General features: G+C 75.5%; 1 protein-coding gene and 2 pseudogenes. All 3 read right to left on the reverse strand.

Going from position 1 to position 1,534, the window contains the following annotated elements; genetic code table 11:
• Positions 1-201, reverse strand: a pseudogene (locus G3I41_RS31495) (hypothetical protein); the annotation flags it as partial.
• Positions 201-1,031 (reverse strand): RNA polymerase sigma factor, encoded by an 831-nt coding sequence (locus G3I41_RS31500; protein ID WP_164403944.1) that lies wholly within the window; start codon positions 1,029-1,031, stop codon positions 201-203. The pseudogene G3I41_RS31495 and the gene G3I41_RS31500, both read right to left, overlap by 1 nt.
• Positions 1,032-1,308: 277 nt before the next feature.
• Positions 1,309-1,534 (reverse strand): annotated as a pseudogene (locus G3I41_RS31505) (hypothetical protein); the annotation flags it as partial.

Genomic DNA, 1,534 nt, shown 5'->3' on the forward strand with positions numbered 1-1,534 from the left:
GGCCCGGAAGGCGGCGAGCGCGGCGGCCTCGCCGGGCAGTGGACCGGTGGCCGGGCGGGCGGTGCGGGCGACGGCGTCGAGGGCGGTGGCCAGGCGTTCGGCGTCCTGGCGGGGACGGCCTTCGGCAGGGTCGACCGGTTCGCCGCGGAGCAGTTTCTCCGCCGCTTCCTTGTCAAGCCATGCGTCCTGCTCGTCGGCCATCACATGTCCTTCTGCGTCCACAGACGCGAATGCGTCACACCGGCGGGAGCCACCAGGCCGGTGCGTGGGGGGCGTTGTACGGGTACGGCACCGAGCCCTCCGGTCCGTCCCGGCCCGTCCTCCGTATTCTCCCGCAAGGACGCCGAGGGGCTGCCGGGCCCCTCCGGCTCCGCCCCGTACCGCCGGGCGCTGTCCGCCGTGCCGGAGACGGGGACGGGGCCGGGGACGGAGCCGGGCTGTCCGCTCCCGCCGCCCGGGCGCGGGGCCGCGGTTCCGGCCGCGTCCGCCCGGAGGAGTTCGGCGAGCCGCTTCAGCCCCCGGTGGGCGGCGGTGCGCACCGCACCCGGCCGCTTGCCGAGGGTCTGCGCGGCGCTCTTCGCGTCGAGGCCGACCACCACCCGGAGCACCACCGCCTCGGCCTGGTCCTGCGGCAGCTGGGCGATGAGCGACATGGTGCGCCCGGTCGCCAGGGACTCGATCGCCTCGTCGGCCGTGTCGGATCCGGCCGGCTTGTCGGAGAGCTCCGTCTCGTCGCCGCCGACGGCGGGGCGCCTGCCGCGCATCCGGAGGTGGTCCAGCGCCCGGTTGCGGGCTATGCGCGCGGCCCAGCCCCGGAAGCGGTCGGCGTCCCCGCTGAAACGGTCGAGGTCACGCGCTATCTGAAGCCACGACTCGGACGCCACGTCCTCGGCGTCCGGCTCCCCCACCAGCGTCCTTATGTAGCCAAGCAGCCGCGGCTGCACAGCGCGGTACACAGTACGGAAGGCGTCCTCGTCCCCGCGCTGCGCCGCGAGCACCGCGGCAGTAAGCCCCGCGTCGTCCCCCAGCACTACCTCAACCCTGCCCTGCTGTCCGAATCGCAGCTGGTCACCACTGCCGCGCCACCCTGCGCGACTCAGCACGCTACGTCCTTGGCGTCCACCGCGTCCATGACTTGTACAACCCGCAACATTCCATCGCCCCGCCCCGGTGTGACAGAAAACGCACCCACGGCGCAGAGATGAGTACGGGGTCGCCCTGCGGCCCCGCGGAAGACGACCGGGGCCTCTCCTGTGGGGGGTGGCGGCCCCGGTCGTCCTCGTTCTTCCCGCCACCGCTCCCCGGGGCTCAGGACCGCACCCGCCCCCGTCGGGCCGCCGCCGCCCGGAGCACCCGTTGGCCCTCCGTGGAGACGTCGCGGATCTGGCGCAGGCCGGCCGCGGCGGGGGCGGCCTCGTCCATGGCGGCCAGCATCTCCAGGATCGCGGCTTGGCGGGCCGCCTCGCCGGCCAGCAGCGGGCCCGCGCCCGAGGGGTCGCCCGCACGGCAGCGGGCCACCGGGTCCGGGGTCGCG

Origin of the sequence: Streptomyces sp. SID9727 (assembly GCF_010550605.1) — a bacterium.
In the GTDB taxonomy this organism is placed as follows: domain Bacteria; phylum Actinomycetota; class Actinomycetes; order Streptomycetales; family Streptomycetaceae; genus Streptomyces.